22 protein-coding genes and 1 tRNA gene are annotated in these 23,104 nt (G+C 63.5%); 10 read left to right on the top strand and 13 right to left on the bottom strand.

Annotated features, from left to right (window positions below; genetic code table 11):
* Positions 1 to 9: 9 nt before the first annotated feature.
* Together IPK75_14770 and IPK75_14765 are read left to right on the top strand one after the other, a co-directional pair.
* On the top strand, positions 10 to 987 hold the full coding sequence (locus IPK75_14770) for a GlxA family transcriptional regulator (GenBank protein ID MBK8199613.1): 978 nt from the start codon (positions 10 to 12) through the stop codon (positions 985 to 987).
* 94 nt (positions 988 to 1,081) lie between these two features.
* Positions 1,082 to 2,017: a DUF2807 domain-containing protein gene (locus IPK75_14765; protein ID MBK8199612.1), complete on the top strand. Its 936-nt coding sequence runs from the start codon at positions 1,082 to 1,084 to the stop codon at positions 2,015 to 2,017.
* Between the two features lie 10 nt (positions 2,018 to 2,027).
* Here IPK75_14765 and IPK75_14760 read toward each other — a convergent pair whose 3' ends face one another.
* Both IPK75_14760 and rpsD read right to left on the bottom strand, forming a co-directional pair.
* The gene (locus tag IPK75_14760) at positions 2,028 to 2,855 is read right to left on the bottom strand and encodes a polyphosphate kinase 2 family protein (GenBank protein ID MBK8199611.1); all 828 of its coding nucleotides are present in this window, start codon (positions 2,853 to 2,855) and stop codon (positions 2,028 to 2,030) included.
* Between the two features lie 75 nt (positions 2,856 to 2,930).
* The gene (rpsD, locus tag IPK75_14755) at positions 2,931 to 3,548 is read right to left on the bottom strand and encodes a 30S ribosomal protein S4 (GenBank protein MBK8199610.1); all 618 of its coding nucleotides are present in this window, start codon (positions 3,546 to 3,548) and stop codon (positions 2,931 to 2,933) included.
* A gap of 165 nt (positions 3,549 to 3,713) precedes the next feature.
* On the opposite strand from rpsD, the gene IPK75_14750 reads away from it, so the two are divergent.
* The gene (locus IPK75_14750; GenBank protein ID MBK8199609.1) at positions 3,714 to 4,532 is read left to right on the top strand and encodes an SDR family oxidoreductase; all 819 of its coding nucleotides are present in this window, start codon (positions 3,714 to 3,716) and stop codon (positions 4,530 to 4,532) included.
* 12 nt (positions 4,533 to 4,544) lie between these two features.
* Here the strand turns inward: IPK75_14750 and IPK75_14745 are convergent.
* The 3 genes from IPK75_14745 to IPK75_14735 all read right to left on the bottom strand — a co-directional run bounded on the left by IPK75_14745 (position 4,545) and on the right by IPK75_14735 (position 7,750).
* Positions 4,545 to 5,499, bottom strand: a protein-coding gene (locus IPK75_14745; GenBank protein MBK8199608.1) for an IS630 family transposase whose coding sequence is annotated in 2 segments (ribosomal slippage) — positions 4,545 to 5,150 and positions 5,152 to 5,499 — 954 coding nt in all. Because the reading frame shifts where the segments join, the coding sequence is not laid out codon by codon here.
* Positions 5,500 to 5,575: 76 nt separating this feature from the next.
* Entirely contained in the window at positions 5,576 to 6,778 is a 1,203-nt protein-coding gene (locus tag IPK75_14740) for a CoA transferase (GenBank protein ID MBK8199607.1), read from the bottom strand.
* A 75-nt stretch (positions 6,779 to 6,853) separates the two neighbouring features.
* Positions 6,854 to 7,750 carry a GGDEF domain-containing protein gene (locus tag IPK75_14735; protein MBK8199606.1) on the bottom strand — a complete coding sequence of 299 codons (897 nt, stop codon included), beginning with the start codon at positions 7,748 to 7,750 and terminating at the stop codon, positions 6,854 to 6,856.
* Positions 7,751 to 8,075: 325 nt separating this feature from the next.
* On the opposite strand from IPK75_14735, the gene IPK75_14730 reads away from it, so the two are divergent.
* From IPK75_14730 to IPK75_14720, 3 genes are all read left to right on the top strand, one after another.
* Positions 8,076 to 8,366 carry a co-chaperone GroES gene (locus IPK75_14730; GenBank protein ID MBK8199605.1) on the top strand — a complete coding sequence of 97 codons (291 nt, stop codon included), beginning with the start codon at positions 8,076 to 8,078 and terminating at the stop codon, positions 8,364 to 8,366.
* 51 nt (positions 8,367 to 8,417) lie between these two features.
* Complete coding sequence (gene groL, locus IPK75_14725; GenBank protein MBK8199604.1) at positions 8,418 to 10,061, top strand: chaperonin GroEL; 1,644 nt, start codon at positions 8,418 to 8,420, stop codon at positions 10,059 to 10,061.
* A gap of 145 nt (positions 10,062 to 10,206) precedes the next feature.
* Entirely contained in the window at positions 10,207 to 11,814 is a 1,608-nt protein-coding gene (locus IPK75_14720; GenBank protein MBK8199603.1) for an acyl-CoA synthetase, read from the top strand.
* On the opposite strand, the gene IPK75_14715 is transcribed toward IPK75_14720, so the two are convergent.
* From IPK75_14715 to recJ, 8 genes are all read right to left on the bottom strand, one after another.
* Positions 11,807 to 11,950, bottom strand: coding sequence for a DUF2474 family protein (locus IPK75_14715; protein MBK8199602.1), 144 nt, complete (start codon positions 11,948 to 11,950; stop codon positions 11,807 to 11,809). The two genes, IPK75_14720 and IPK75_14715, sit on opposite strands and share 8 nt — an antisense overlap.
* Complete coding sequence (gene cydB, locus IPK75_14710; protein ID MBK8199601.1) at positions 11,943 to 12,995, bottom strand: cytochrome d ubiquinol oxidase subunit II; 1,053 nt, start codon at positions 12,993 to 12,995, stop codon at positions 11,943 to 11,945. Before cydB ends, IPK75_14715 begins: the two co-directional genes overlap by 8 nt.
* A gap of 9 nt (positions 12,996 to 13,004) precedes the next feature.
* Entirely contained in the window at positions 13,005 to 14,423 is a 1,419-nt protein-coding gene (locus IPK75_14705) for a cytochrome ubiquinol oxidase subunit I (protein ID MBK8199600.1), read from the bottom strand.
* A 90-nt stretch (positions 14,424 to 14,513) separates the two neighbouring features.
* Positions 14,514 to 14,954, bottom strand: a complete 441-nt coding sequence (locus tag IPK75_14700; GenBank protein ID MBK8199599.1) for a PaaI family thioesterase — start codon at positions 14,952 to 14,954, stop codon at positions 14,514 to 14,516.
* Positions 14,941 to 15,396, bottom strand: a complete 456-nt coding sequence (locus IPK75_14695; protein ID MBK8199598.1) for a DUF192 domain-containing protein — start codon at positions 15,394 to 15,396, stop codon at positions 14,941 to 14,943. The genes IPK75_14700 and IPK75_14695 overlap by 14 nt, the downstream gene beginning before the upstream one ends.
* A gap of 50 nt (positions 15,397 to 15,446) precedes the next feature.
* The gene (locus IPK75_14690) at positions 15,447 to 15,974 is read right to left on the bottom strand and encodes a cold shock domain-containing protein (GenBank protein MBK8199597.1); all 528 of its coding nucleotides are present in this window, start codon (positions 15,972 to 15,974) and stop codon (positions 15,447 to 15,449) included.
* Positions 15,975 to 16,098: 124 nt separating this feature from the next.
* A tRNA-Glu gene (locus IPK75_14685) sits at positions 16,099 to 16,173 on the bottom strand.
* Positions 16,174 to 16,250: 77 nt separating this feature from the next.
* Positions 16,251 to 18,044, bottom strand: coding sequence for a single-stranded-DNA-specific exonuclease RecJ (gene recJ / locus IPK75_14680; GenBank protein ID MBK8199596.1), 1,794 nt, complete (start codon positions 18,042 to 18,044; stop codon positions 16,251 to 16,253).
* A gap of 141 nt (positions 18,045 to 18,185) precedes the next feature.
* Between recJ and IPK75_14675 the strand changes: the two genes are divergently transcribed.
* From IPK75_14675 to IPK75_14660, 4 genes are all read left to right on the top strand, one after another.
* Positions 18,186 to 19,484, top strand: coding sequence for an adenylosuccinate lyase (locus IPK75_14675; GenBank protein ID MBK8199595.1), 1,299 nt, complete (start codon positions 18,186 to 18,188; stop codon positions 19,482 to 19,484).
* An 81-nt stretch (positions 19,485 to 19,565) separates the two neighbouring features.
* Entirely contained in the window at positions 19,566 to 20,837 is a 1,272-nt protein-coding gene (locus tag IPK75_14670) for a dipeptidase (GenBank protein ID MBK8199594.1), read from the top strand.
* Positions 20,838 to 22,196, top strand: coding sequence for a sodium:proton antiporter (locus IPK75_14665; GenBank protein MBK8199593.1), 1,359 nt, complete (start codon positions 20,838 to 20,840; stop codon positions 22,194 to 22,196).
* A gap of 79 nt (positions 22,197 to 22,275) precedes the next feature.
* Positions 22,276 to 23,019, top strand: coding sequence for a glucose 1-dehydrogenase (locus tag IPK75_14660; GenBank protein MBK8199592.1), 744 nt, complete (start codon positions 22,276 to 22,278; stop codon positions 23,017 to 23,019).
* The last annotated feature ends 85 nt before the right edge of the window (positions 23,020 to 23,104 follow it).

Raw genomic sequence — 23,104 nt, 5'->3', positions numbered from 1 at the left:
GTTGTTCCCATGATTACTGCCACGACCGCGCCGAAGCCTGTCGGTGTCCTGATCTTTGATGGCTTCCAGCTGCTGGACGCGGCGGGGCCAATCGGCGTGTTTGAAATGCCGACGCGCGGAATGACACCGCCGCCGTATGCGCTGCAAGTGTACTCGCTGGCGGGCGGACCGGTGAAGGCATCGTGCGGCGCCAGCCTGCTTTCGGAAAAGCTTCAGCCAGGTTTGACGCTGGACACGCTGATCGTTTCAGGCGGCGAAGGCACGCGCGAAGCACTGGGCGACGAGACCATGCTGGAAGCCTTGCGCGACCTGTCGGCACGCACGCGGCGCACATGTTCGGTCTGCTCGGGTTCTTTCCTGCTTGCAGCCGCTGGCCTGCTCAAGGGGCGCAGCGCCACGACGCACTGGCGGCGGTCCGACTCATTCGCGCGGGCTTTTCCCGAGACGCGGCTGCTGGCAGACCGGATCTACGTGCGCGACGGGAAGTTTTGGACGTCGGCCGGCATCACGGCCGGCATCGACCTGGCATTGGCTCTGGTGGAGGACGACCTCGGCGAAGACGTGACGCGCCGGGCAGCGCGCGAGCTGGTGGTGCACCAGCGGCGTGCAGGCGGGCAATCGCAGTTCTCCGTGCTTCAGGATGTGCGCCTCGCATCCGGCCGGTTCGATGCGCTGATCGGATGGATACAAGCGAACCTTGCGGGCGCACTGGATGTCGAGGCGCTCGCCGCCAAGGCGTCGATGAGCCCGCGCAACTTCGCGCGTGTATTCCGCGGAGAGACCGGGACGACGCCTGCCCGCTTCGTCGAAAAGCTTCGCCTTGAAGCCGCGCGCCAGCAGGTCGAGACCAGCTCGCTGTCGTTGCAGGAGATCGCGGGCGCGACCGGATTCGGCGACGCCGAACGCATGCGGGTTGCGTTCATGCGGGCGTATGGCCAACCGCCCATGGTGCTGCGCCGGCAAAGCCGGCCTCAAGGCCCTGATTGATTTCGCTTTCCGAAATTATCGAAAAACAACGATTGACATATCGTATTTCGATAATCCATACAGGGTCCATCGACCCCACGAGAGGAAAACAGACATGAAAAAGACCCTCACCGCGCTGACCGCGATCTCAGTTCTGCTGGCGCCGGCCGCCCTCGCCGAGAGCAAGGCTTTCAGCGCCAAGCCGTTCTCCAAGATCGAAGTCAAAGGCGTGATGGACGTCGTCTACAAGGATGGCGCCGAGACCAAAGTGACGGTCGAGACGCCCTCCGGTGACTTTTCCGATGCGCTGATCATGAACGAAGGCGACACGCTGGTCGTGACGCGCGAAAGCCTCCAGAAGAAGCGCAGCTTCTTTTCCTGGGGCGGCTCGACCGACATTTCCCATGATGGCGACACCATCAAGGTGAACGGCAAGCGCGTGCCGCGTTACACAGTGTACGTGACCGGGCCGGACCTGGAGTCGGTGCAGGTGTCGCAATCGTCGACGTTTGACGGAAAGGCGATCGACGCAGGCGACCTCGCTGTCAGCGCATCGTCGAGCAGCAAGGCCAAGCTGGCGGGCACATCTGGCGAAACGCGCCTCTCTGCTTCGTCGTCGGGCGAAGTCTATGCGAAAGAGCTGAATGCGAAGGTGCTCGACATTTCGGCATCGTCCAGCGGCGAGGCCACCGGGACTGTGACCGGCACCGGCGAGACGATGATCGATGCATCGTCTTCAGGCGAAGCCACGGTCTATTCGACCTCCGCGGCGAGCTTCAATGTGAACGCGTCTTCGGGCGGCAGCGTCGAACTTTCGGGCGCCTGCAGCAGCATCGAGGTTTCGGCCTCGTCCGGCGCGGAAGTCGACGGCGACGATCTGCACTGCAAATCCGCGACCGCCAGCGCGTCCAGCGGAGCGGAAGTGGATCTCCACGCAACCGACTACGCCAAAGGCCATGCCTCGAGCGGCGGCGACGTGTCCTTCTCGGGCGCGGCCGGCGAGCAGAAGATGTCTGAATCCAGCGGCGGATCGGTGCGCTTCACCAACTGAGCCGGCAAGGTCAGCTGAAATCAAAGGACTCGGGCTTGAGGCCCGGGTCCTTCCATTTGAGGTCCATGTTTTCGAGCGCGCCGCGCACGATGCGGGCGATCAGCGCGTTGCGGCGCGTGCGGCTGTCTGACGGGATCACGTACCAGGGCGCGTGGCGAGTCGAGCAGCGGCGGATCGCGAGTTCGTAGGCGTGCATGAACTCGGCCCAGCGCGAACGGTCGTCGAGATCGGCGGGGTTGAACTTCCAGAGCTTGTGGGCCTCGACGAGGCGTTCCTTCAGCCGGATCCCCTGCTCCTCATGGCTGAGGTTCAGCATGAATTTCAGGACGGTGGTGCCGTTTTCGGTCAGGTGCTTCTCGAACGCATTGATCTGTTCGTAGCGCTTCTCGACATCTTCGAGCGGGGCGTAGCCACGGACGCGCACAACGAGCACGTCTTCGTAGTGGGAGCGGTCAAAGATTCCGACATTGCCGCGGCGGGGCACCGCGTTATGGACACGCCACAGATAGTCGCGGGCGAGTTCGTCGGTGCTCGGCGCCTTGAATGCCTTCACTTCCATTCCGAGGGGCGTCGTGTCGGCAAAAACCGACTTGATGGTGCCGGACTTACCGGCCGTATCCATGCCCTGCAGGATGACGAGCAGCGAGCGGCGGCCTTCGGCATACAGCATGTCCTTCAGCTCGTTGATGCAGGCGGCGTCTTTCTTGAGGCTGGTCTCGGCAGCGGCCTTGTCCTCGAAGACGCTGCGGCCGGAAGTCTCGCGGGCAGAGAGATCAAACGGCTTTCCCGGCGCGGCAATGAGAGCCTTGCGAACGGCGCTGATCGAGGGAATGGCCATGCGGATGTTTCCTGAAATGAAAAGGCCGCACCAGTCTGGCGCGGCCTTCCCGAAACTTCAAGAAATTCAGATGGTTTACGAGGAGTAGAACTCGACCACCTGCGCCGGTTCCATCTTCACCGGATACGGCACGTCGGCGAGGGCCGGCACGCGCTTGTATGCGGCGGTCATGCCTTTCGGGTCGACTTCGACGTAGTCCGGGATGTCGCGCTCAGCGCTGCCGAGGGCTTCGAGGACGAGGGCGAGGTTGCGCGACTTTTCGCGGACCTGCACGACGTCGCCCGGCTTCAGGCGGGCCGAACCGATGTTGCAGCGCTTGCCGTTCACGGTGACGTGGCCGTGGTTGACGAACTGGCGGGCGGCGAAGATCGTCGGGACGAACTTGGCGCGATAGACGATCGAATCGAGGCGCGACTCGAGGATACCGATCAGGTTCTCAGCCGAGTTGCCCTTCATGCGGGCAGCGTCTTCGTAGATTTTCGAGAACTGTTTCTCGGTGATGTCGCCGTAATAGGCTTTCAGCTTCTGCTTCGCCATCAGCTGCATACCAAAGTCGGAGACCTTGTTGCGGCGGTTCTGGCCGTGCTGGCCCGGCTTGTAGTTGCGTTTGTTGAAGGGGGACTTTGCGCGGCCCCAGATGTTCTCACCGACCCGACGGTCGATCTTGTACTTCGCGCTATGGCGACGTGACATGGTAGTACCTCAATGTCAGCGCGGGCCGGCAAACGCTTCATTGCGCCTGCGATTACAACGGCGGCTCCGCACCATCCCGTCATGAAGTCGCGGGTAAAACACCAATATGACGCTCGCGTCAAGCGCGCGGACTGCTAGTGTGGACGGCATAAACGGGAGGAAAACATGGGTTCGGTTAACGGCAAAATCGCCATTGTTACAGGCGCCGCCAGCGGCATTGGCCGCTCGACGGTACTCGCGCTGGCGCGTGAAGGCGCCAAAGTGATGGCTACCGACGTGGACGCGGCCGGCCTGAAGGAGACGGCCGCATTGGCGGCCAAGGCAGGCGGAACGGTCGCGACGGCCGCCCAGGACGTGACGGACGAGAAGCGCTGGGACGCGGTTTTCGCCGAAACCGAGAAACAGTTCGGGACGCCCAACGTGCTGGTGAACAATGCCGGGATCGCCATCGCCGGGGCGTTGATGGACTATTCGCTGGCCGACTGGCAGCGCCAGATGGCGGTCAACACGGACAGCGTCTTCCTCGGCACGCGGGCCGCGATGCGGGCAATGGCGAAAGGCGGCGGGTCGATCATCAACCTGTCGTCGGTCGCCGGCCTGCGCGGGTCGCCCGGCGTCGCGGCTTATTGCGCCTCGAAAGGCGCGGTGCGGCTGTTCACCAAGGCGGCTGCGGTCGAATGCGGCGCCCTCGGACTGAAGATCCGGGTAAACTCCGTGCATCCCGGCATCATCGACACGCCGATCTGGCAGAAAGAGATCACCCGGGTCACCGAGACGATGAACCCCGAACAGACGGCTGCGCTGACGGCGCATTCCGGCGGCAATGCACTTGATCCGAATATTGTCGCGCTGGGCGGCACGCCGATGGGACGGGCCGGCACGCCGGAAGAGGTGGCCGAGCTGATCCTCTGGCTGGCGTCTGACGCGTCGAGTTTCTCGACGGGCCAGGAACACGTCGTCGATGGCGGCCTGACGGCGCGTTAGAGCATCGCGCTTTCATTTGGACGCATAGCCCGCGGCTTTGAAGAAGTTCCAGCATTCGGCTGGTGTGAAGAGCTTGCAGATATCACCGATGGCGTCATTGAGGTCCTCAAAGGTTCGGGCGGCGGCGGCGCGGAGATGGGCTTTCAGCTTTGAGAAAGCCATCTCGATCGGGTTGAGGTCGGGAGAGTATTTCGGCAGGTAGAGGAACCACGCGCCACGTTCAGCGAGGGCGTCTTCGGCGCGCTGGCTGTAGTGGACGCTGAGATTGTCGAGGATGACGACATCGCCGGGTGAGAGTGTCGGGGCGAGCTGGGTCTCGATGTAAACTTCGAACGCAGACCGGTTCATGGCGCCTTCGACGACCCAGGGCGCCGTGAGTTCACCACAGCGCAGGCCTGCAATGAACGTCTGTGTACCCCATTTCCCGAATGGCGCCGTTGCTTTCAGACGCTTCCCGCACAGAGACCGTCCGCGAAGACGGCACATGTTAGTCTTCACGGATGTTTCGTCGATGAAGACCAGACGACCGGGTTCGGCCTGCATCGCGGGCTGACGGTAGTGCTTCCAGTCCGCCCGGGCGGCTTTCACATCAGCGCGTTCTTGCTCCGCTGCCAGAAGCGCTTTTTTTATATGTGAACCCGGCCTGGCAGAGCACCCGGGAGAGCGATGCCGGTGCCGCCGTCACCCCGTGCTCCGACGCCAGCCGGCGCGCCAATTCCGGCATCGTCACGTCCGGCTGCGCCTCAACCTCGCCAATCAAGAAATCCAGATATGGCGCCAGCTTGGCGTGCCGCCGGCCACCCACAGGGCGAGGCGTGACGCTCCCCGTCTCCTGCCACAACTTCAGCAGCTTCACCGCAAAGCTGGGGCTTACCCCAAACTGACGTGCCGCGGCCTGCCGTGAGTTGCCCCGCTCAACAAACGCCACCACTCGGCGACGAAGATCCTTCGAATATGCCTCAGCCATGAGCCACCTCCTGAAAGAAGTGAATCACAACCCGCTCAAACTGGGAATCTTTGATTCTGCGTGACCGCGCGACGCTCTAGACGATGCCGCTGGCGCGCAGCTTTTCGACTTGCTCGGGAGAGAGGTCGAGAAGCTCGGTCAGCACTTCCTCCGTGTGGGTTCCGATCCGGTCAGGTCCCGCCCAGCGGACGGTGCCGGGCGTCGCGGACATTTTCGGAAAGACGTTCTGCTGCTTGATGCCCGGCCAACGCTCGCTCGGCACGTCCACGAGCGACGCGCGCGCGGCGTAGTGGGGATCGGCAAGCATGTCCTCCGCACGGTAGACCTTGCCGACCGGCACGCCTGCCTCGATCATGACGCGTTCGATCTCGTCTACCGTGTGCGGCGCTGCCCAGTCCTGGATGATGGCATCGAGGGCATGCTGGTTGGTGCCGCGTGCAGTATGGGTCTTGTAGGCTGGCGCGTCTTTCAGGTCAGGCCGGCCGATTGCGTCGCAGAGACGCGCGAATACGGTATCCTGGTTGGCGGCGATGATGACCATGCCATCGCGGCCTTCATAGATGTTCGAAGGCGCGATACCCGGCAGGTACGAACCCGTCCGCTCACGGACATAGCCCTCGAACTGGTATTCGGGGACAAGGCCTTCCATGACCGAAAGGACGGACTCGTAGATCGTCGCGTCAATCATCTGGCCTTCGCCGGTCCGGTCACGGTGATGCAAGGCAGCCAACGCGCCAAGCGTCGCGTAGAGGCCAGCGAGGCTGTCGCCGAGCGAAATGCCGGCGCGTGACGGCCGCCGGTCAGCCTCGCCCATGACATAGCGCAGGCCGCCCATCGCTTCGCCCACCGAGGCGTAGCCGGCGCGGGTGGCATAGGGGCCGGTCTGCCCGTAGCCGGATACGCGGATCATGATGAGGCGCGGATTTATCGCCTTCAGCGCCTCGTAGCCCAGCCCCCATTTTTCCAGTGTGCCGGGACGGAAGTTCTCGACCAGGAAGTCAGCTTCGGCGACGAGGCGGCGGACGATGTCCTGACCGGCCGCTTCGCGCAGGTTGGCAGTGATGCAGCGCTTTCCCCGTGCAACGACGGACCACCAGAGCGGAAAGCCCTCACGGCCCCAGTCACGCAACGGATCGCCCTGCCCCGGCGGCTCCACCTTGATGACGTCGGCGCCCATGTCGGCGAACAGCTGTCCGCAGAACGGACCAGCGATCAGCTGGCCAAGCTCGATGACGCGCAGGTCAGTCAGCGGACCGGAACGGGGCGGCGGGTTGGGCATGGCGCTCCTCCACAAGGGCGCACTTGTCCAATCAGAGAACAGTTGGCGCCGCAAGCGACGCGGCGTCGCTGCCGGTCAGCGTGCCTTGCGGAGGCGAGCGTGGGCACGCAGGCGCGGCACCTGCTCGATGGCGGCGGACCGCAACTCATCGGCAAGATCGTCGTTCGCAGCGACGCGGCGCTTATGGGCGACCGAACGCTTCTTGAATTCCGCAATATCCTGGACTTCGGCATGCACGTATTCGGCATGTTCGACGCGGTTGCGGCCGAGACGCTTGGCTTCATACAGCGCGCGGTCCGCCGCCTCGATGGCTGAATTGACCTCTGCGCCTGCGCCGAGCATGCAGTAACCGAAACTCGCGGTCACACAGACGCGGAACTCGCCCGTCTCGATCAGCGAAGCCTGGATGCGGCTGCGCAGGCGGTCACAGACGATCTGGGCCGTTTCAGGCGTGACGTCGCTCAGCAGGACGACAAACTCCTCGCCGCCCCAGCGGCCCAGCTTGTCGAACGGGCCCCGCAGCTCGGCGTGCGCAATCTGCGCGATGCTCTTGAGCACCCGGTCGCCGGCGGCGTGGCCGTAGAGATCGTTCACCTCCTTGAAGAAGTCGAGATCGAGCACTGCGACCGCCGCTGTCTGGCGTGTGCGGCGCATCCGGTGGCACTCTTCTTCGGCGGCTTTCAGGAAGAAACGTCGGTTGAGCAGTCCGGTCAGCTCGTCGGTCCAGGCGAGCGCCTCCAGCCGGCGCTGGTAGATGCGGGTGTGGAAGTCGTGCAGCGACGCGATCACCGCGGTCGGTATCGCGATGCACGCGGTCACGAACAGGTTGATGCGCACATAGTCAGCCGCGCGGACGGGAACACCGAGGTTGTAGACGACGATCGATACGATGAACGAGATGCTCAGTGCCGAGAGGCAGACCAACGCGAAATAGTTCGCCGTCGAGAGCATGTCGCGAAGTTTGGAGTTCATCCTGAATCCCTTTCGATCCTGCCTTGGTAACTGAGGATCCTTGAAGTCACGCTCACTGGCGGGGCCGATTTCAAGCTGGCGGCGTCAGGAAAGGTTAACCACGTTTGGGCGCCGCAACGGCCCAGGCGCCGCTTCGGCACGCGGTTGTGTCTGTTTGAAAATGTTCGCTGACCGCTGGTTGACGATTCAGGGGTGACTGTCTATTTCACGCGCATCGTTAGCAGTCGGGTCGAATGAGTGCCAAATTCGGGCACATTTTCCCGCTGCCGGCGACCCGAACTCAACCTGAAGATCCAAGATTCAGTCGATCGAAGAGGCAAATCCCATGAAACTTCGCCCCCTGCATGACCGCGTCGTTGTTCGCCGCGTCAAGGAAGAAGAGAAATCCAAAGGCGGGATCATCATCCCGGACACCGCGAAAGAGAAGCCCCAGGAGGGCATCGTGGTGGCTGTCGGCAAAGGCGCCGTCGGTGACGACAACGAACTCATCCCGCTGGACGTGAAACCGAAAGACCGTGTGCTGTTCGGCAAGTGGTCGGGCACGGAAGTCACGATCGACGGCGAAGAGCTGCTGATCATGAAGGAAAGCGACATCATGGGCGTGCTGGAGAAGTAAGTCTCCCCTCCCCCCTTTTCCTTCCCAATCGAATTAAAGAGGTAACTCACTATGGCTGCAAAAATTGTAGTTTTCGGCGCTGATGCCCGCGAGAAGATGCTCCGCGGCGTCGACGTCCTGGCAAACGCCGTGAAAGTCACGCTCGGCCCGAAAGGCCGCAACGTCGTCATCGAGAAATCGTTCGGCGCCCCGCGCACGACGAAAGACGGCGTGACCGTCGCCAAGGAAATCGAGCTTGAAGACAAGCTGGAGAACATGGGCGCCCAGATGCTGCGCGAAGTGGCATCGAAAGCCAACGACACCGCCGGTGACGGCACCACGACTGCAACGGTTCTGGCTCAAGCCATCGTCCGCGAAGGCATGAAGCGCGTGGCCGCCGGCATGAACCCGATGGACCTGAAGCGCGGCATCGACAAAGCCGTGACGGAAGTCGTCTCGGACCTCGCCCACCACGCCAAGAAGGTGAAGACGAACGAAGAGATCGCCCAGGTCGGCACGATCTCAGCCAACGGCCAGCGCGAAATCGGCGAGATGATTGCCCAGGCGATGGCGAAAGTCGGCAACGAAGGCGTCATCACCGTTGAAGAAGCCAAATCGGCTGACACCGAACTCGACGTCGTCGAAGGCATGCAGTTCGACCGTGGCTATATCAGCCCCTACTTCATCACCAACGCCGACAAGATGATGGTCGAGCTGGACGATGCGCTGATCCTCCTGCACGAGTCGAAACTGTCGAGCCTGCAGCCGCTGCTGCCGATCCTCGAAGCTGTGGTCCAGTCGCAGAAGCCGCTGATCATCATCGCTGAAGATGTCGACGGCGAAGCGCTCGCAACCCTCGTGGTCAACAAACTGCGCGGCGGCCTCAAGATCGCTGCCGTGAAAGCGCCTGGCTTCGGCGATCGCCGCAAGGCCATGCTGCAGGACATCGCTGTCCTGACCGGTGGCCAGGTCATCTCCGAAGACCTCGGCATCAAGCTTGAGAACGTCGGCATGGAAATGCTCGGCAAAGCCAAGCGCGTCACCATCGACAAGGACAACACGACCATCGTCGACGGCGCCGGCAAGAAGAAAGAGATCGAAGCCCGCGTCGGCCAGATCCGCAAGCAGATCGAGGACACCTCCTCTGACTACGACAAGGAGAAGCTGCAGGAGCGCCTCGCGAAACTTGCTGGCGGCGTGGCTGTCATCAAGGTCGGTGGCGCAACCGAAGTCGAAGTGAAAGAGAAGAAAGACCGCGTCGACGACGCGCTCAACGCAACCCGCGCGGCTGTCGAAGAAGGCATCGTTCCGGGCGGCGGCGTGGCCCTGCTGCGCGCTTCCAAGAACATCGACGTGGTCGGCCTCAACGACGACGAGAAAGCCGGCATCGACATCGTTCGCAAGGCCCTGGAAGCTCCGCTGCGCCAGATCGCCGAGAACGCCGGTGTTGAAGGTTCGGTGGTCGTCAACACGATCCTCCAGAACAAGGCCCGCTCCTACGGCTTCAACGCCCAGACTGAAGAGTATGGCGACCTGGTTGCCATGGGCGTCATCGATCCGGTGAAGGTCGTCCGTTCGGCTCTCCAGAACGCAGCTTCGGTTGCCAGCCTGCTGATCACGACGGAAGCCGGCATTGCCGAAGCTCCGAAGAAGGAGTCGGCTGGCGGCGGCGGCATGCCGGGTGGCATGGGCGGCATGGGCGGCATGGACTTCTAAGTCCGGCTCTTTCCGACAGACTACGAACGGCCCTCCGGAGACCTCCGGGGGGCCGTTTTCGTCGGGGCATGGATTGCCCCACCTCCCCCGCCAAAATACGGTGCGCCCAACAAGAAACGCCGGAGCGGCGAACGGGAGAGAGCGCATGGACTGGAACTTTGGCGATATGCTGGACGCTGTCGGCGCCGCGCTCGGACCGGAAGACCTCGCCCTGGCGCACGGCGACCGCAAGACTTACTGGCCGGAATTCTCAGCGCGCACGAACCGCCTCGCCCGGGCCTTCCGCACACTCGGCGCGGCGCCCGGCGACAAGGCCGGTTTCTACATGCGCAACCAACCCGAATACATGGAAGCGATGGCGGCCTGCTTCAAAGCCGGGCTGTCGCCGGTCAACGTCAACTACCGCTACCTGGACGACGAACTCGTCTACATCATCGACAACTCGGACTCGACCATTGTCTTCTTCGATTCCGAATTCATGGCGGAGGTGGAGCGTGTTCGCCAGCGCCTGCCGCGTGTCATCGCCTGGGTGCAGATCGGCGCCGGCGAAACCGCGCCGTTCGCCACGAACTACGAGAAACTCGCGACCGAAGGCGACCCTTCCCCGATCCAGGGCAAACGCTCGGGCGACGACATTTTCCTGCTCTATACCGGCGGCACGACCGGCATGCCGAAGGGCGTGATGTGGACCCACAATATCTGGCGCGAAGCCAGCATGGAGGGCGTGCGCAAACTCGGCGGACCTGTGCCGGAAACCATGGCGGAGCATGTCGAAAACGCGCTGACAGTTGGCCGCTTCTCGCGGCAGCTGCCTGCCTGTCCGCTGATGCATGGCACCGGCTGGTTCACCGCGATGGGCGCCATGCTGAATGGCGGTGCGGTCGTGACCCTTTCGGAGAAGAGCAAGTTCAGTCCCGAGAACCTCTGGGATACCGTTGCCGAGAACGGCGTCACGTCAATGGCTATCGTCGGTGATGCCTTCGCGAAGCCGATGCTGAAGGCGCTGGATGAAAATCCCGGCCGCTGGAATCTCTCCAGTGTGCTGAACATCATTTCCTCGGGCGTGATGTGGAGCGCCGAAGTCAAGCAGGGCTTGTTGAAGCACATTCCACAAACTGCGCTCACGGACAGTTTCGGCGCTTCGGAAGCCGTCGGCTTTGGATCGTCGATCACGACGGCGGCGGGCGGCACGCAGACTTCGAAGTTCGAGATCGGTGGCAGCTGCAAGGTGTTCACCGAGGACGATCAGGAAGTGGTGCCCGGTAGCGGCGTTGCCGGCTTCATCGCGCGCGGCGGCGCGGTGCCGCTTGGCTACTACAAGGATCCTGAGAAGACCGCGAAAACCTACAAGACGATCGGCGGCATGCGGTATGCGATCCCCGGCGACTGGTGCACGGTGGAAGCGGACGGCACGATCACGCTGCTCGGCCGCGGCTCGAACTGCATCAACACTGCCGGTGAGAAGGTCTATCCCGAAGAAGTGGAGGAAGCGCTGAAGGCGCACGCCGCCGTGCGCGACGCGCTGGTGGTGGGCGTGCCGGACGAGAAATGGGGCCAGGCCGTGACGGCCGTCGTGTCGCTGGAGCAGGCTGTGTCGGAGGACGAGCTGCGCGCCTTCGTGCAGGGCAAGCTGGCGCGGTACAAATCGCCCAAACGCATCCTGTTCAAGGACGATCTCGGGCGCGCATCGAATGGCAAGGCGGACTACAAGTCCATCAAGACCTTTGCGCTTTCAGAGCTCGGCCTTACTTGATGAAAAGCACGGCCCGGAGCGCGTAGGCAACGGCCGCAACGGCCAGCATAGACGCGAAGGCGATGCCGAAGAACCAAGCGAGCCGCTGGTGTAGCGGCTGGTGATCGTCGTCGCCGGGGCCGACCGGTTCAATCATGGTGGTAGCCGTCACCCGGTTTCACCTTGCCCCAGAAAAGCCGGTACACGTAAATTGTGTAGGCGAGGATCACGGGCAGCATCACGCCTGCTCCGACCAGCATGAAGCCAAGGGCGTTGTCGCGCGCAGCCGCATCCCAGATCGTGATCTCGAACGGCACGATGTGCGGGAAGAGGCTGATGCCGATGCCGAAATAGCCGGTGAGGAAAATGCCCGCTGCGAGCAGGAAGGGCCGCCAGTCGGGCGCGCCGCCGGGGCCCGGCTTCATCCAGAGATCGCGCGCGAGCCAGACGCACAGCGCCATGCCGGCGAGCGGCACGGGAGACAGCGGCAGCAGAGTCGCAAAATCGATATGCTGCATCGAGAAACCCCATCGGTCGCCAATCGAGGCATCGACCGCCAATGTTGCGAGACTGACCGCAAAGAAACAGAGCGAAACGGCCGCCAGCGCCCCGAGCCCCCAGCGACGCGCGCGCTGGAAGAGTTCGCCTTCCGTCTTCAGCACCAGCCAGCAGGCGCCGAGCAGGATGTAGCCGGCAACCACGGAAACGCCCGTGAGCAGGGTGAACGGCGTCAGCCAGTCCCATGTGCCGCCGGCAAAGGCGCCGTCTTCCACCGCGATACCCTGAACCATGCCGCCCAGCATGATGCCCTGCGCCAAGGCCGCCGTGAACGAGCCGCCCGCAAAAGCTCCGTTCCAGAACCTTTTCGTCAGATCACGGACGGCCTTGTGCCGGAACTCGAACGCCACGCCGCGGAAGATGAGCGCGGCCAGCATGATCAGGACCGGCAGGTAAAAGGCAGGCATGATAACGGCGTAGGCGGTGGGGAACGCAGCAAAAAGTCCGCCGCCGCCAATGATCAGCCAGGTCTCGTTTCCGTCCCAGACGGGCTCGATGGTGGCGGTCATCATATTGCGCTCCTCGTCCGAGCGCGCGCGCGTCGTCAGCATGCCGACGCCGAGGTCGAAGCCGTCGAGCAAGACGTACATCATGACGCCGACCGCGAGAATGAAAGCCCAGATGAGGGGTAGATCGAGTGACATGCCCCGCTCCTATTCCGTGGCCACGATATCGTCGGGGGCTTCGGCCGGTTCATCGACCGCTGCCAGCGGCGACCCCGGAGCCCGGCGCGGTTCGCCGGGCGTGCCGGGCGGCGCGTCGTCAAAGCCGCGCGTCGCGATGCGTGCCATGTAGACCACCCCTGCGGTGAAGATGATCGCATAGACGACCATGAAGACCAGCAGCGAGGTAGCCACTTGCCCCGCACTCACAGGCGAGAGACTGTCTGCGGTGCGCAGATGACCGTACACGGTGTAGGGTTGGCGGCCCACCTCGGCGACGATCCAGCCGGTGATGACCGCGAGGAAACCGAAAGTGCCGGCAGGCACCGCCGCGAGATGGAACAGGCCGCGCTGGTCGAGCTGGCCGCGCCACCACAGGAAGCAGCCCCAAAGCCCGATCGCGAGCATGCCGAGGCCACAGCCGACCATGATGCGGAACGACCAGAACACTGGCCACATCGGCGGGCTGTCTTCCGGCGAAAATGCGTCGATCCCATGCAGGATCTCGCCCTCTTCGAGATTGGGGAAGAGGAAGGGGCTGGTGCCAGGCACCGTGATGCCCGCGTGGCCGCACTCGGACTCGTCCGGCCACGCGACGAGAACAGTGCCCTGCACCGGCGCCGAGGTGCACCACCCTTCTATGGCGGCGATTTTCGCCGGCTGGTGCGCGTGGGCGACCTCGCCCGACCAGTGGCCGGCAAAGATCTGCACCGGCATGACGAGCGCCAGCGTGCCAGCAGCCATGCGCATCTGCCAGCGCGTCGGCTCGGTGATGCGCCCCTTGATGACCTGCCAGGCGCCGGCCGCCATGATCACCGCAGCGGTGGTGGTATAGGCGGCCAGCAGCATATGCAGGAGTCGGCTGGGAAAGCTGGGATTGAAGATCACCTTCATCCAGTCAACCGCATAAAAGTTGCCGGTGAGCGGATCGACCGTAAAGCCGGTGGGCGTCTGCATCCAGCTGTTGGCGGAAAGAATCCAGAAGGCCGAGATGGTGGTGCCGACCGCGACCGCGCAGGTGGCGACGAAGTGCAGCTTCCGGCCAACCTTGTTCCATCCGAACAACATCACGCCCAGGAAGGTCGCCTCAAGGAAGAAGGCGGTCAGCACTTCATAGCCGAGCAGCGGCCCCATGACGCTACCGGTGATCTCCGAAAAGACGCTCCAGTTCGTGCCAAACTGGTAGCTCATCACGACGCCCGACACGACGCCCATCGCAAAGGCGAGCGCGAAGATCTTGATCCAGTGCAGGTAAAGCCGCCGGAAAACGTCGCGCTTCGTGCGCAGCCACAGGCCTTCGCAAACAGCCAGAAAGGCAGCGAGACCGATGGTGAACGCCGGGAACAGGATGTGGAACGCAATTACAAAGGCGAACTGCAGTCGTGACAGCAGAAGGGCATCCAATTCCATTGCCGATTCCCCGGACTTGTTGGGTCTGTGGCAACAGTGTCAGATTTTCGGACCCACGTCACATAGCCCGATGACGCGCGGTGTTCTGCCTCAGGCCGCCTTGCGGCGAACCGTCCGGAATACCGCGTCAGCGCGGGCGGCAAGGCCGCCATCTTCCTTGACGATGCGCGCCGTGACGTGGACGAAATCGCCCTCGATCGCGGTGACGACCGGGTGGGCTTCGATCCATTCGCCTTCACGGGCAATTTCCATGAACTCGATGGTCAGCTTGATCGTGACCGACATCTTGTTGGTGGCCGACCAGACGGCCCAGGCGAGCGCACTGTCAGCGAAGGCCGAAACCATTCCGCCGTGCAGGAAGCCCATGCCGTTGCAGTGCCGGTCCAGCACCCAGAGGCCCGTGCGGATGTCGCCTTCGGCCGTGGCCCGGTAACTCGGTCCATTGTGGATCGTGAACTTGCCGCGTGAGGGTGTCGTGGCAAAGCCCGGACGGGGTTCGCGCGCGGACGCGCCGGCATCAGCCACGCGCATTCCCGAAGATCGGGTGTTCCACCGTGTCGCCGGGCACAATGCCGAGCTCCTTGGCGCGGCCGCCCGGAATTTCCAGCACCGCGCGCACCGGAACCCCGGGGCCGAGCGAGCGCAGGGAGCCGGGAACGGCGTTGCGGGCGATGGCGATGACCTTGCCGTTGGAATCCATGAACAGCATGTCGAGCGAGACCAGCGTGTTCTTCATCCACATGCTGGCGGGCCGGACTTCGCCGAAGTCGAACAGCATGCCGGTGTCAGCGCCCATCGTTTCGCGGAACATCATGCCCTGACGGATCGAGTCCGGCGTGTCGGCAATCTCCACCTGGAAGACGTGGGACGCATCGTCCGACTTGATGGTCAGCGGCGTGACCGCAAGCTGGGCGAAGGCGAGCTGGCCTAGGAAGGCAAGCGCGGCGACAAGGGACGTGACGAAACGGATCATGGCGTCTGGAATAAAGGGCCGGAACGAAAGCGGCAAGCGTCCGTGGCTGTTCAGCGCTTCGGACGGACCGTCAGGACATGGTCGCCCTTGGCGCCGGTCTCGATCACAACCTCGATCGGCGTGCCGGGCTCGATGTCGTCGTAGCCCGCGCGGCGTAGCGCGACCGCATGGACGAAAATGTCGACTTCCTCATTCGCCCTGCGGACAAAGCCGTAGCCACGTGCCCGGTTGAACCATTTGAGGGTAACCGGCTCGAAATCGGGATGTTCACCCCGTTCCTTGGCGACAGCGGCGCGGGGCCGCTCCATTTCGATGATGTGGGCGGTCTGCCAGCCGCGCGGCCGCTTGACGGCGTCACAGACGATCTTGGCGCCCTCATCGGCAACCGTCTCGCCATAGTCGCGCAGGCAGGAGATATGGAGCATGACGTCGCCCGTCAGCGCCGCATCTGACGTCGATTCAGCAACGATGAAGCCGTAGCCCTTGGCGCTGTCGAACCATTTGACATGCCCGATTACGCGGACAACTGGTTCGGCTGCCGGCGGCTCGGATTCGCTTCTTGCCACACTGTTCGTCATCAACCCACATTCCCCAGAGGCAAAACTAGTCTGCGAACTCGCGCTTGTCACGCGATGTTCACAAGCCCCAACTGATTCGGGACCTCATTCGTTTGCACTTGCGGCGAAATGAAGGCAGGCCACCTGGCAGTCCCTAGGGGAGTCGAACCCCTCTTTTCAGGTTGAAAACCTGACGTCCTAACCGATAGACGAAGGGACCGCACGGGTGGAAGCGCGCGATATAGCTTCTGATTCAGGACAGGGCAACCCACCCCTTCAGCGTTTCAGACAGTTTGTTCAAACTGGCCTGACATCAAGGGTTTCGAGCTGAACGCGTTCGCGTCCATTCCAGGTATCGGCCTTCAGGCGGCCTGCCAGGTCCACTCGTCCGCCCCGCCGCAAGGCATCGCCGATCGGCGTGCCTTCTGCGCGCCAGGCAATTGATTCAAGCCGCCCGGACGCATCCTCGGCCGTAAATTTCAGATGCTGGGTACCCACGCGGCGTACGCCCGTCACGCTGACATCGCGAAGCATGAAGACTGGCTCCGGCGACCCAACACCGAATGGCCCGATCGAGGCGATCTCGCGGATGAGTTGCGGAGTGGCGGCGCCGGGGGCGAGCACAGCGTCGACGTCCATGTCGAGCGCCGCATCGCGTTCGGCTGCGAATGCTGACATGTGATCGAGCATCCAGGCGTCGAAGGCCGGCAATTGGTCTGGTTCGAGGCTGAGGCCGCCCGCCATCGCGTGTCCCCCGCCGGACAGGATGACACCCTGGCGCGCTGCCTCGGCGATGGCGGCGCCGAGATTGACCCCGCGCACCGATCGGCCGGAGCCCTTCGCGACGGGCCCGAGCCCTTCGCCCCAGCCGATCACGATGCTGGGCAGGTGGAAACGGTCCTTGAGGCGGCCCGCGACGATGCCGATGACGCCCGGGTGCCAGCCTTCGCCGGCGGCTATCAGCACGCCCCGTTCCGGCTGGGCGGCCAGCGCGCGTTCGGCCTGCGCCGTTGCTGCATCGAGAATGGCCGTCTCGAGCGCCTTGCGTTCATCATTCAGGCCATGCAGCCGCTCAGCCAGTTCGATGGCCTCGGCACGGTCGTCGGTGGCCAGCAGTTTCGCGGCCAACCACGGATCGCCGACGCGTCCGCCGGCATTCAGGCGCGGCCCCAGAAGGAACGTCGCGTGATAGACGGTCTCGATCTGGCCGATGCCGGACACATCCGCGAGCGCCCGGAGCCCCGGGTTCTGGTCGCGCGCCATCATCGCGAGCCCTTGCCGGACAAACGCGCGGTTGACCCCGGTGAGGGGCGCCATGTCGCACAGCGTCCCCAGAGCACAGAGATCCAGCAAGGGAAGAATGTCGGGCAGCCCGCCCGGCGGCGCGATGCCCCGTTCCCGGGCGAGCCGGTTGAGCGCTGCGACGAACACGTAAACGACGCCGGCCGCAGCGAGATGGCCTTGCCCCGAATTGCAGTCCGGACGATTGGGGTTCACCAGCGCCGCGGTCTGGGGAACCGCGCCTGACATCAGGTGATGGTCGATTACCACGATCGGCAAATCGATCGCCGCCGCCTCGTCCAGCGCGCGCACTGCTGCTGCGCCGCAATCGACCGTGATCACCAGTTCTGCGCCCTGCGACTTGAGCAATCGGAACGCCTCCGGCGACGGGCCATAACCCTCCTCGAGGCGGTCTGGCACATACAGGCCAAGATCGCGTCCCCAAGCCCGGAAATACCGCGCAAGGATTGCCGACGAGGTGCCGCCATCCACGTCATAGTCGGCGAACACCACGACCTTGCGGCCGTCCTGTATCGCATCAAGGATGATCCCGGCGGCACGGTCCATATCCGCAAAACTGCTCGGATCGGGGAAGAACGCCCGCAAGGTGGACGCAAGGTATCCCGGCGCATCCGCCGCCTGCACGCCGCGCACAGCCAGGAGACGCGCCAGCAGGTCCGATCCGCCAACAGCCGGCAGAAGCGACTGGACATGCTTCGGATCGGCGTCCAGCAGCTTCCAGCGCCGTCCGCCTGCGGACAGCGCGGCTGCCGGCGCATTCAAAGTTGGCTTTCGGGCAGGTTGGGACATCGGTCGCAATGCTTTCGAATCAGGCGCCAGACTAACCCTTGCGCCGCCGAAACAGAATGCCTGCGCCGCATTGGCCCGCTGGCCGGACTGGCGCAGGCGCGCTGAAACCATTATGGGCAGGCAACGCAAGGAGAACCGCCCATGATCCCTCGGTACACGCGCCCGGAAATGGCTGCGATCTGGACCCCCGAGAGCCGTTTCGGCATCTGGCTTGAAATCGAGACGCTGGCCGCAGAAGCCATGGAAAGCATGGGAACGGTACCCGCAGGCGTGACAGCTGCGGTGCGCGAACGTGCGAATTTCGAGGTCGACCGGATCGACGAAATCGAGCGCGAAGTGAAGCACGACGTGATCGCGTTCCTGACCAACGTGGCTGAGCACGTGGGCGATGAAGCGCGCTTCCTGCACCTTGGCATGACCTCGTCGGACGTGCTCGATACATGTCTCAATGTGCAGCTCGTTCGCGCGGCCGACCTGATGCTGGGCGGCATCGACCGCGTGCTCGCTGCGCTGAAGAAACGTGCATATGAATTCAAGCATACGCCCACAATCGGGCGCAGCCACGGCATCCACGCAGAGCCGACGACTTTCGGTGTCAAGCTCGCCGGTTTCCATGCGGAATTCCAACGCGCCCGCGCCCGCCTCCTGGTCGCGCGCGACGAGGTGGCGACCTGCGCCATTTCCGGAGCTGTGGGCACGTTTGCCAATATTGACCCGCGCGTCGAGGCGCACGTTGCCGCCAAGCTTGGCTTGCGCATTGAGCCAGTATCTACTCAAGTGATCCCGCGCGACCGGCACGCCATGTATTTCGCGGTGCTGGGCGTGATCGCGTCCTCAGTCGAACGGCTCGCCACCGAGATCCGACACCTTCAGCGTACGGAAGTCCTGGAAGCCGAGGAATATTTCTCGGCTGGCCAGAAGGGCTCTTCCGCCATGCCCCACAAGCGCAATCCGGTGCTGACCGAAAACCTGACCGGGCTCGCCCGTCTCGTCCGGTCAGCGGTCACGCCGGCGCTGGAGAACGTTGCGCTGTGGCATGAGCGCGACATTTCGCACTCGTCCGTAGAGCGCGGCATCGGGCCGGATGCGACCATCCACCTCGATTTCGCCCTGCACCGGCTCGGCGGCGTGATCGAGAATCTCGTTGTCTATCCGGAAAATATGTTGCGCACGATCAACAGCATGGGCGGCCTGCACAATTCGCAGCGTATCCTGCTGGCGCTTGTCGAAAGCGGGGCCAGCCGTGAAGACGCCTATCGCCTTGTCCAGCGCAATGCGATGCGGACGTGGAAGAAGGAGGGCGACCTCGACGTGTTGCTGAAAGCGGATCCGGACGTGACGGCGCGCCTGAAGCCTTCGGAGATCGACGCACTTTTTGACCTCGAGTATCATTTCAAGCACGCTGACACGATCTTTGAGCGCGTCTTCGGAAAAGGTTGAGCCGCAGTCGTTGACGCGGGCGCCCGGCTCGACAAGATGGCGCCAACCGAACCGGCTGGGCCGGGCCACATGGGGCGACTGATGAAACGATTGCTGCTTGCGCTTCCTGCGCTGATGCTTGCCGGCTGCGCGCCGGAAACGCCAACAACCGGCGGCGAGCCTGCGGCGCAGGCGCCGGTACAAACGCCCGCCGAAGAAATGCACCAGCGCTTCATGGTGCTGGACACCCACCTCGACACGCCGGCCTATTTTCATTCGCCGGAATACACGTTCGGCAATCGGGGCGACGTGGACGCAGATGGCACGCAGGTCGACCTGCCGCGCATGAATGAAGGCGGCCTTGATGGCGGTTTCTGGGTGATCTTCACACCGCAGGGACCGCTTGATGACGCGTCCTACAAGGCTGCTCGCACGGCGGCTTTCCTGCGCCAGGTCTCCATCCGGGAAGTCGCGGCAAAGTATGCCGGCGATGTCGAGCTCGCCTTCACCGCCGACGATGCGGACCGCATCAATGCGGCGGGCAAGAAGATCATGTTCCAGAGCATGGAAAATGCCTATCCTCTTGGGACGGACATTTCCCTGCTGGACGCATTTTATGCGGGCGGCCTGCGGATGATTTCGCCTGTTCATTTCCGCAACAACCAGTTTGCCGATAGCGCAACGGATGTCGCCCAGGTGTTCGACGGCCTCAGCCCGCTGGGTGAACAACTCGTCCGCGAAGCCAACAGCCTCGGCCTCATCCTCGACGGCTCGCACGCATCTGACGCCACCGTGCGCGACATGCTGGCGCTATCGACGACGCCGCTGATCCTCTCTCATTCCGGCCCCAAAGGCGTCTACGACCATCCGCGCAATTTGCCGGACGACCTTCTGAAGGCAATCGCCGATGGCGGCGGTGTGATCCAGGTGAACGCCTATGGCGCCTATCTGGAGTCCCTACCCGCATCGGAAGAACGCCTCGCTGCCCTCGCCGCGCTCGACGCCGAATACGGCACCGACATCGCCGCGCTCAGCCCGGAAAGGGTGGCCGCTTACCGCGACGCGCGCAAGGAACTGGACAAGACCTACCCAGCGCCGCGCTCCACCTTCGACAAGTTCATGGAGCATCTGCTCTATACACTCGAACTCGTCGGACCGGACCATGTGGGTATGGGCGCAGACTGGGACGGCGGCGGCGGGGTCGACGGCATGAAAGACATCACGGCGCTGCCGAAGGTGACAGCCGCGCTTCTCGAAGCCGGGTATTCGGAAGAAGACCTCGCGAAGATCTGGGGCGGCAACGTCCTGCGGCTGATGCGCGAAGTGGAAGCGGCGAAGACCGCCGCCATAACATCGCCTGCGACGCCGAACTGAATGGAGTGGCTTTCAGCCACTCCGCCCGTCATGGCGCTGCTGGTCGCTGTGCTGACCCGCAACGTCTACTGGGCACTCGGCGCGGCAATCCTGCTGTCCGAGACATTGCTGGCCGGACTGAACCCAGCGCTCGGCCTGCTTGGGAGCATCGACCGGGGCGCTGATGTTTTCAGCGATGCGGGCAATACGCGCATCCTGCTTTTCTGCCTGATCATCGGCGCGTTGATCGCCTACCTAGAACGCGCCAATGCCTTCGCAGCCATGGTGAGCTGGCTGGCGCGCTCAGGGCTCGCCAAGGGCCCGCGCCAGGCAGGCGCCATCACGGCGCTGGCCGGCGTGATCATCTTTGTAGAGACGAATGTCAGCCTGCTTGCGACCGGACTGCTCGGACAGCGCCTGTTTGACCGCGTAAAACTCAGCCGCGCGCGACTGGCTTACGTCATCGACTCCACGTGTGCGCCGGTCAGCGTGCTGATCCTTCTGAATGGCTGGGGAGCCTATATTCTCGGCCTTCTCGCCGCCAATGATGTCGACCAGCCGCTCGACGTTATGGTCAAGGCTATCCCGCTCAACCTCTACGCTATCCTGACGTTGGCATTGGTGTTTTACGTCGTCCTGTCAAACCGCTCTTTCGGCCCCATGAAAGCCGCCGATGCACTCAGTCTGGCCGAGCCGAAAGCGTCGGCTGTCGCCGATCCGAACAGCGGCTCGGTGTGGGCCTTCGTGATCCCGATGTGCGTGCTGGTCGGCGGCTCGATCGGGTTCATGGCCTGGACCGGTGGCGGAAACATTCTCGCGGGGTCGGGCTCGCAGTCCATCCTGTGGTCGGTCTGCCTCGCCACCGTTGTCGCGTTCCTGATGTTGGCGCGCCATAAGGCTCAGCGCGGCGAACTGGTGGGCGCGGGCTTCAAGGGCATGGGCGATCTCTTGCCCGCCGTGACCATCATTTTCCTGGCGCTCGCACTTGGCAGCAGTCTGAAGGCGCTCGGCACCGGCGCCTTCATCGCGCAGATGGCATCCGCCATGCCTTACAGCTGGGCCATCCCCGGCGCTTTGTTTGTGGCGGCAAGCATCACGTCATTCACGACCGGCACGAGTTGGGGCACCTACGGCATCCTCGTACCGCTCGCTATTCCGCTCGCGGCGGGCGCCGGCGTGCCCTTGCCGCTGGTGCTGGCGGCCGTGCTCGGCGGCGGCGTGTTTGGCGACCACTGCTCCCCGATTTCCGACACGACCATCATTGCCTCGCTCGCCTCCGGCTGTGACCACCTGGAGCATGTGCGCACCCAAATCCCCTACGCCTTGCTCGCGGGCGCGGGCGCACTCGCGTTCTACCTCGTCGCCGGTTTTGTCAGCTGACGCGGCTTGCCGCGCGGGCATGGATTGATCTGGCGCGGGCCGCCCCCAACACTGCGAGAAAAGATGCGAGGATTGAACCATGACCAGCCCCTATTTCGATCTGACCGGCAAAGTTGCCCTCGTGACCGGTGGCAGCCGGGGCCTGGGCTATCAGATGGTCAAAGCCTTCGCGCAGCATGGCGCCGACATCGTCATCGCAAGCCGCAAGCTTGATGCCTGCGAAGCGGTCGCCGACGAAGTCCGCGCGCTTGGCCGCAAGGCCTACGCGCATGCCGCCCATTGCGGCCGGTGGGACGACATCGACGCCCTGATCGAAGCGACCTATGCGAAGTTCGGCAAGGTCGACGTGCTCGTCAACAATGCGGGGTCCGGCCCGCGCATGGCCAGCCATGAGGTGACCGAAAGCCTGTTTGACAGCGTCTTGAACCTCAATTTCAAGGGGCCGTTCCGCCTCGCCAGCCAGGTGGCCAAGCGGATGGCCGATGGTGACGGCGGCAGCATCATCAACATCTCGTCCTCGGGCAGCCTCGTGCCGCTGCCTTACGTCGTGCCCTACGGCTCAGCGAAAGCTGCGCTCAATGCCATGAGCCTGTCGCTCGCGCATGAGTATGGCCCGAAAGTGCGGGTCAACACGATCTGTCCAGGGCCGTTCCTGACCGACATTTCGAAGGCCTGGCCGGAGCAAATGCGCCAGACCGCCGACAACGCCATGGGCCGGCCGGGTTACCCGGAAGAGATCATTACGGCAGCGCTTTATCTCGCGAGCCCCAGTTCCAGCTTCACGACAGGATCGCTCCTGCGCGTTGACGGCAGCTCCGCCTGACGCGCGCGCTTCAATTTAAAAAGGTCTGACCTGCTCGCCGCAAAAAAAGGCTTGCATCCCTACGCTCGACCGATAAACGTAACGA

This window comes from Acidobacteriota bacterium, from assembly GCA_016712445.1.
Taxonomy (GTDB): domain Bacteria; phylum Pseudomonadota; class Alphaproteobacteria; order Caulobacterales; family Hyphomonadaceae; genus Hyphomonas.
The sequence above is the reverse complement of the archived record's forward strand: the minus strand, read 5'-3'. Positions and strand labels throughout refer to the sequence as shown.

Coding starts and splice junctions, on each gene's coding strand:
- IPK75_14770 (MBK8199613.1), top strand. CDS start 10: ATGATTACTGCCACGACCGCGCCGAAGCCTGTCGGTGTCCTGATCTTT.
- IPK75_14765 (MBK8199612.1), top strand. CDS start 1,082: ATGAAAAAGACCCTCACCGCGCTGACCGCGATCTCAGTTCTGCTGGCG.
- IPK75_14760 (MBK8199611.1), bottom strand. CDS start 2,855: ATGGCCATTCCCTCGATCAGCGCCGTTCGCAAGGCTCTCATTGCCGCG.
- rpsD (MBK8199610.1), bottom strand. CDS start 3,548: ATGTCACGTCGCCATAGCGCGAAGTACAAGATCGACCGTCGGGTCGGT.
- IPK75_14750 (MBK8199609.1), top strand. CDS start 3,714: ATGGGTTCGGTTAACGGCAAAATCGCCATTGTTACAGGCGCCGCCAGC.
- IPK75_14740 (MBK8199607.1), bottom strand. CDS start 6,778: ATGCCCAACCCGCCGCCCCGTTCCGGTCCGCTGACTGACCTGCGCGTC.
- IPK75_14735 (MBK8199606.1), bottom strand. CDS start 7,750: ATGAACTCCAAACTTCGCGACATGCTCTCGACGGCGAACTATTTCGCG.
- IPK75_14730 (MBK8199605.1), top strand. CDS start 8,076: ATGAAACTTCGCCCCCTGCATGACCGCGTCGTTGTTCGCCGCGTCAAG.
- groL (MBK8199604.1), top strand. CDS start 8,418: ATGGCTGCAAAAATTGTAGTTTTCGGCGCTGATGCCCGCGAGAAGATG.
- IPK75_14720 (MBK8199603.1), top strand. CDS start 10,207: ATGGACTGGAACTTTGGCGATATGCTGGACGCTGTCGGCGCCGCGCTC.
- IPK75_14715 (MBK8199602.1), bottom strand. CDS start 11,950: ATGATTGAACCGGTCGGCCCCGGCGACGACGATCACCAGCCGCTACAC.
- cydB (MBK8199601.1), bottom strand. CDS start 12,995: ATGTCACTCGATCTACCCCTCATCTGGGCTTTCATTCTCGCGGTCGGC.
- IPK75_14705 (MBK8199600.1), bottom strand. CDS start 14,423: ATGGAATTGGATGCCCTTCTGCTGTCACGACTGCAGTTCGCCTTTGTA.
- IPK75_14700 (MBK8199599.1), bottom strand. CDS start 14,954: ATGCGCGTGGCTGATGCCGGCGCGTCCGCGCGCGAACCCCGTCCGGGC.
- IPK75_14695 (MBK8199598.1), bottom strand. CDS start 15,396: ATGATCCGTTTCGTCACGTCCCTTGTCGCCGCGCTTGCCTTCCTAGGC.
- IPK75_14690 (MBK8199597.1), bottom strand. CDS start 15,974: ATGACGAACAGTGTGGCAAGAAGCGAATCCGAGCCGCCGGCAGCCGAA.
- recJ (MBK8199596.1), bottom strand. CDS start 18,044: ATGTCCCAACCTGCCCGAAAGCCAACTTTGAATGCGCCGGCAGCCGCG.
- IPK75_14675 (MBK8199595.1), top strand. CDS start 18,186: ATGATCCCTCGGTACACGCGCCCGGAAATGGCTGCGATCTGGACCCCC.
- IPK75_14670 (MBK8199594.1), top strand. CDS start 19,566: ATGAAACGATTGCTGCTTGCGCTTCCTGCGCTGATGCTTGCCGGCTGC.
- IPK75_14665 (MBK8199593.1), top strand. CDS start 20,838: ATGGAGTGGCTTTCAGCCACTCCGCCCGTCATGGCGCTGCTGGTCGCT.
- IPK75_14660 (MBK8199592.1), top strand. CDS start 22,276: ATGACCAGCCCCTATTTCGATCTGACCGGCAAAGTTGCCCTCGTGACC.